5 protein-coding genes are annotated in these 5,460 nt (G+C 74.7%); 3 read left to right on the top strand and 2 right to left on the bottom strand.

Annotation, left to right across the window (positions count from 1 at the left end):
• Positions 1 to 1,369 (top strand): hypothetical protein (locus tag ABZ371_RS28240; RefSeq protein WP_358684712.1); only part of this gene is annotated, 1,369 nt, incomplete at its 5' end.
• Between the two features lie 368 nt (positions 1,370 to 1,737).
• Here ABZ371_RS28240 and ABZ371_RS28245 read toward each other — a convergent pair.
• Together ABZ371_RS28245 and ABZ371_RS28250 are read right to left on the bottom strand one after the other, a co-directional pair.
• A complete protein-coding gene (locus tag ABZ371_RS28245) occupies positions 1,738 to 2,592 on the bottom strand; it encodes a transglutaminase-like domain-containing protein (RefSeq protein ID WP_358684715.1) in 855 nt (284 codons plus the stop codon).
• Positions 2,593 to 2,620: 28 nt separating this feature from the next.
• Complete coding sequence (locus ABZ371_RS28250) at positions 2,621 to 3,634, bottom strand: GNAT family N-acetyltransferase (RefSeq protein WP_358684718.1); 1,014 nt, start codon at positions 3,632 to 3,634, stop codon at positions 2,621 to 2,623.
• 117 nt (positions 3,635 to 3,751) lie between these two features.
• On the opposite strand from ABZ371_RS28250, the gene fdxA reads away from it, so the two are divergent.
• Together fdxA and dapC are read left to right on the top strand one after the other, a co-directional pair.
• Positions 3,752 to 4,072, top strand: coding sequence for a ferredoxin (gene fdxA / locus ABZ371_RS28255; protein WP_018956287.1), 321 nt, complete (start codon positions 3,752 to 3,754; stop codon positions 4,070 to 4,072).
• A 108-nt stretch (positions 4,073 to 4,180) separates the two neighbouring features.
• Complete coding sequence (gene dapC, locus ABZ371_RS28260) at positions 4,181 to 5,284, top strand: succinyldiaminopimelate transaminase (RefSeq protein WP_358684723.1); 1,104 nt, start codon at positions 4,181 to 4,183, stop codon at positions 5,282 to 5,284.
• Positions 5,285 to 5,460: the final 176 nt, after the last annotated feature.

Consider the following 5,460-nt stretch of genomic DNA (forward strand, 5'->3'; position numbering starts at 1 on the left):
GGCGCCCGCCCCGGGCGCGCGCACCCCGGGTCCGGCGGGGCCCACCGCGGGTCCGGTCACCGGCAGTTCGCCGCTGACGCCCGATCTCGGCAAGCTCACCGGCCCGTCCGGCCCCCGCCCCGGCGGCCCGTCGGGCCCGGGCGGCGTACCGCCGCGGATGTCCGACGACACGGCGATCCTGACGCCGCAGACCGGCGCACCCGCGCCCGGCCCCGCCGGCCACGTCTCGGGTGACACGCTCACCAGCGGCATCCCGGTCGTTCCGCCGGAGTCGCGCTCGCCGTTCCCCGGTGGACCCGGTGCTCCGGGCGGCCCGCGCACCCCCGTGGGGGCGCGCCCGTCCGAAGGCCGGTCGGACGGTGGCCCGGCCGCCCCGGCGCCGGCGCCCCGGCCTGCGCCCAAGGCGTCGCCCGCCCCGGCCAAGGGGCGTTCCAAGCTGGTCCTCGTCGGCGCGGCCGTCTTCGTGCTGTTCGCCCTCGCCTACGGCGCGGGGCTGCTGCTGAACCACTCCGAGGTGCCCAAGGGCACGACCGTCCTCGGTGTCGACATCGGCGGCGGCACGAAGGAGGAGGCGGTCACCAAGCTCGACTCCGCCCTCGGGAAGCGTGCCCGGACGCCTCTGCGCCTGTCCGTGGACGGCAAGGAGGAGAAGCTCGCCCCGGAGAAGGCCGGCCTGACCCTGGACAGCCAGGAGACCGTCCGCGGAGCCGCGGGGAGCGACTACAACCCGGTGTCGGTGATCGGTTCCCTGTTCGGCGGGGCGCGCCCGGCCGATCCGGTCATCCCGGTCGACGAGGAGAAGCTCGGCGTCGCGTTGACCGACCTGGCGGGCGTCTCCGGCTCCGCGAACGACGGCACGATCAAGTTCGAGCCGAACAAGGCCGTGGCGGTCCCCGGCAGGACGGGCAAGGCGCTCGACGTCAACCGGTCGATGATCTCCGTACGCGACGCCTACCGCGCGCAGGTGCAGACCGGTGAGCCGGCGGTGGTCGAACTGCCCGTCGCCACCACCGAACCCACCATCGGCAAGGCGGAACTGGACCGGGCCATGAAGGAGTTCGCCGAGCCCGCGATGTCCGGCCTGATCACCATCAAGGCCGGGTCCAAGCAGATCGACTTCGGTCCCGCCAAGTCGCTGCCGCAGATCCTCTCCATGAAGCCGGTCGACGGCCGGCTCGTCGAGGTCTACGACAAGAAGGCGATCGAGTCCCTGCTCGACGGGGTGTTCGACGGCATCATGATCACCAAGGGTGACGGCAAGCAGCACCAGCTCGGCGCCGACGACGTGGCCCACGCCATGCAGGGCGCCCTGCTCGGCCGGACACCCGCCGAACGGACCGTCACGATCGACCTCGACGGTACGGGCTGACCGCCGCACGCATCCGCACACCGCCCCCGTCCGGCCTCTTCGGACGGGGGCGGTGTCATGAACCCCGCAGGACCTCCGTCATGGCGGGGTCACGACCGGCGGCACCGCCGGGGCGCTTGCCGTCCCGGCCGGGCCGTGCGCATGACGACCACAGCCGTCGGACGCGCGGACCCGGGCACCGCGGTGAGCGCGAGCACGACGTACCGGGCGGGCGGCGGACGGGTCCACCGAGGCGGGGACCGCCGCCGCCCCGCACCCCTCCCGCGGAGCGGGGACCGCCGCCGCCCCGCACACCTCTCCCGCGGAGCGGTGCGCGACAGCCTGTCCACCGCCGCCATCGTGTCCGCCCGCCGGCGCCCGGCCCGACGCTAGTTGAGCAGTGCCCGGGCCGCCCGCGCCCGGTGGCGGATGGCTTCCGCCGCCGTCGGCTCGATGCCGTCGACGACGTCCGCGTACTCCTCCATCTCGGTCGCCCCGCGCAGGAACTCCCCGCGCTGCACGAGGAGCTGGGCCCGCTCGTAGCGGAGCCTGGCCGGGTGCGAGGGGAGCAGCAGCGAGAGTTCGAGCGCCCGCAGCGACACGTCGGTCCGCTCGGGCCGGGCGGAGGCCCAGGCCCTGATGTTGTTCAGGATCCTCAGCACCGTCTCCAGGGGCCCGGCGGGCGCCAGCATCGACGCCTCCAGCCTCCCGCCGGTCGTCCCCGCCACCAGCAGCTCCGCGTCCTCACCGCTCAACGGGACGCCACCGGCGAACGGATCGGCCAGCACCCGCTCCTCCGGGTCGCCGAAACCGACGACGAAGTGGCCGGGCAGGGCCACCCCGTAGACGGGGGCGCCCGCCCTGCGCGCGACCTCGGTCCACACCACGGCCAGCAGGATGGGAAGCCCCCGGCGGCGCCGCAGCACCTCCTGGAGCAGCGAGGACTCCAGCCGCTGGTAGTCCGCCGCCCCACCGGCGAACCCGCACCGCCCGCCCAGCAGTTCGGCGAGCGCCGAGGCCCAGCCGCGGGCCCCGCGCACTCCGTAGGGGAGCAGCCCCGCCAGCCGGTCCAGCTCGATCTGCGCCGCGTCGATGCCGTACGGGTCGGTGGCGGGACCCGGCTCGCCGCCCCCCGCCTCGGCGCCGACCAGCAGGCAGAGGAGAGCCAGATCCGGCCGCTCGGCGCGCGCCTCGTCGGCGAACCGCCGCCGGAGTCCGGCCGTCCCGGGGTCCCGGTCGCTCATGTCTGCGTGTCCCCTGCCGGTGTCTGCGCTACGCGTCGCGGAAGTGGTGGTAGCGGTGATGGGTGGCGAAGCCCATGCCGTCGTAGAGTGCGCGTGCCCCCTCATTGTCCTCCTCCACCTGGAGCCAGGCGGCGGAGGCGCCCTCCTGAAGCGCCTGGCGGGCGAGCACGGTCATGACGGCCGTCGCGAGACCGCGGCGCCGGTGTCCGGGCCCCACCTCGACGGCCATGAAGCCCGCCCACCGGCCGTCCACCACGCACCGCCCGATCGCGGCGGGCACCTCGCCCGGGCCGTCACCGGGAACGGTGGCGAACCACACCGAGGGCCCCGCGCCCAGCACCTTCAGCACGTGGGCGCCCGGGGCCTGCCCGGGGGTGTCGAAGCGCTGGTACCGGGCGAGCCACGCGCCGTCCGCCGTGCGGGCCGTCCGCACCGCCGACACGTCGACGTCCCGGTCGCCGAGCGGCGCCAGCGCGGCGATCCGCACCGCGGCGGACACCTCGCGCCGCCATCCGCGCTCCTCCAGGTCCGCGCAGAGCCGCTCCTGGGTGCCCTCGCCTCCCGTCGCGGTCTGCACGTAGGCGGGCAGGCCCCGCACCCCGTACCACCGCCGCACGCGTCGCAGGGCCTCGTCGAGGGGCATCCCCGGCTCGCCGAGCGGGAGCGCGGAGTTCGCCCGGCGGGTGAATCCGCCGGCGGCGCGTAGCCGCCAGTCGCCCAGCGGTTCGCTCTCGACGGGCTGCCAGGCGCGTGCGGTGACCGCGGCCAGCTCGTCGAAGGTGGCGGCGGGACCGCGCCGGCGGGCGGGGGCCGGGGGCACGACCTTGCCCGCGACCAGGGTGGATTCCGGGATGTGGACGCTCTCGCCGTCCTTCCGGGTGATGGAGACGACTCCCTCGTCCCACGATGTGAGAACCCCGACCGTGTCGGCGAACTTCGCACCGGCCTCGGGGGCATCGGTGACGCGCCGTACGGACACGCGTTTGCCCACGTCAGCGGGCGTGATGCGAACCTCGAGTCGTCCGCTGACGGTGAATTCCACGGCTCTGTCCGCCCCTCCTGTTCGGTTCGTGCTCCGGAACGGAGATACTAGGGGCGGGCATCGACGACGCCGCGCTCCCGCGCGAGAGCCAACGCCCTACCGAGGAGGAACGACAGCGTGACCTACGTCATCGCGCAGCCTTGTGTCGACGTGAAGGACAAGGCCTGCATCGAAGAGTGCCCCGTCGACTGCATCTACGAGGGCCAGCGGTCCTTGTACATCCACCCGGACGAATGCGTCGACTGCGGAGCCTGTGAGCCGGTCTGCCCGGTGGAGGCCATCTTCTACGAGGACGACACCCCGGAGGAGTGGAAGGACTACTACAAGGCGAACGTCGAGTTCTTCGACGACCTCGGCTCGCCCGGGGGCGCGTCCAAGCTGGGCCTCATCGAGCGCGACCACGCGTTCATCGCCGCTCTGCCGCCGCAGAACCAGTAACCGCTGCGGCACGAGCGCCGCCAAGGTCCCGTACGGCCGTCACCGTGCGGGGCCGAGGTGTTTCCCGGCCCGTGTTCCGCGAAAGCCCGCAGGAGAAAGCAGAGTTCCGTGTCCGCAGCAGCCCCCGTCTCCTCCCGCCTGCCCGTCTTTCCCTGGGACAGGCTCACCCCCTACAAGTCGACGGCCGCCGCCCACCCGGACGGCATCGTCGACCTGTCCGTCGGCACGCCGGTGGACCCGGTGCCCGCGCTGATCCAGCGGGCGCTCGTCGCCGCCGCCGACAGCCCCGGCTATCCGACCGTGTGGGGGACGGTGGCCCTGCGGGACGCGCTGACGGGCTGGGCCGAGCGCCGGCTCGGAGCGGTCGGCGTGACGCACGAGAACGTCCTGCCGGTCGTCGGCTCCAAGGAACTGGTGGCCTGGCTGCCGACCCAGCTCGGCCTCGGCCCGGGCGACAGGGTGGCCTACCCCCGGCTCGCCTACCCGACGTACGAGGTCGGCGCCCGGCTCTGCGGGGCCGAACCCGTCGTCTACGACGACCCGACCGAGCTGGACCCGGCCGGGCTCAGGCTGCTCTGGCTCAACTCGCCGTCCAACCCGACGGGCCGCGTCCTGGCGAAGGACGAGCTGACCAGGATCGTCGCGTGGGCGCGTGAGCACGGCGTGCTGGTGTTCAGCGACGAGTGCTACCTGGAGCTCGGCTGGGAGGCCGAACCCGTCTCGGTGCTGCACCAGGAGGTGTGCGGCGGCAGCTACGAGGGCATCGTCGCCGTCCACTCGCTGTCCAAGCGGTCCAACCTGGCCGGTTACCGCGCGGCCTTCGTCGCGGGCGACGCGGCGGTGCTCGGCGAACTGCTCCAGATCCGCAAGCACGGCGGCATGATGACCGCGGCGCCGGTCCAGGCGGCCACCGCGGCGGCGCTGGGCGACGACACGCACGTGGCCGAGCAGCGTGCGCGCTACGCGCGGCGCCGTACGGTCCTGAGGGCGGCGCTGGAGGCGCACGGATTCCGCATCGAGCACAGCGAGGCGAGCCTCTACCTGTGGGCCACGCGCGACGAGCCGTGCTGGGAGACCGTGGCGCACCTGGCGGAACTGGGCGTCCTCGTGGCACCGGGAGACTTCTACGGCCCGGCGGGGGAGCGGTTCGTACGGGTGGCGCTGACGGCGACGGACGAGCGCGTGGACGCGGCCGTCAAGCGGCTGGCCTAGACACCCGGGCCGGCCACCCCGGCCGACCTGGACCGGGTCACGCGGCACCGCGCCGCCCGCCCCTGCCGGCGGCCGGAGCGCCGAGGGGCCCGGGGGGTGGGCACCCCCCCCCCCCCCCCCCGCCCGGGCGCGGGGGCCCGGGGCTGGCCCCCTCGGCAGGGCCGCCGCGGGGCCGG

It is taken from the genome of Streptomyces sp. NPDC005899 (genome assembly GCF_040629645.1).
Classification (GTDB): domain Bacteria; phylum Actinomycetota; class Actinomycetes; order Streptomycetales; family Streptomycetaceae; genus Streptomyces.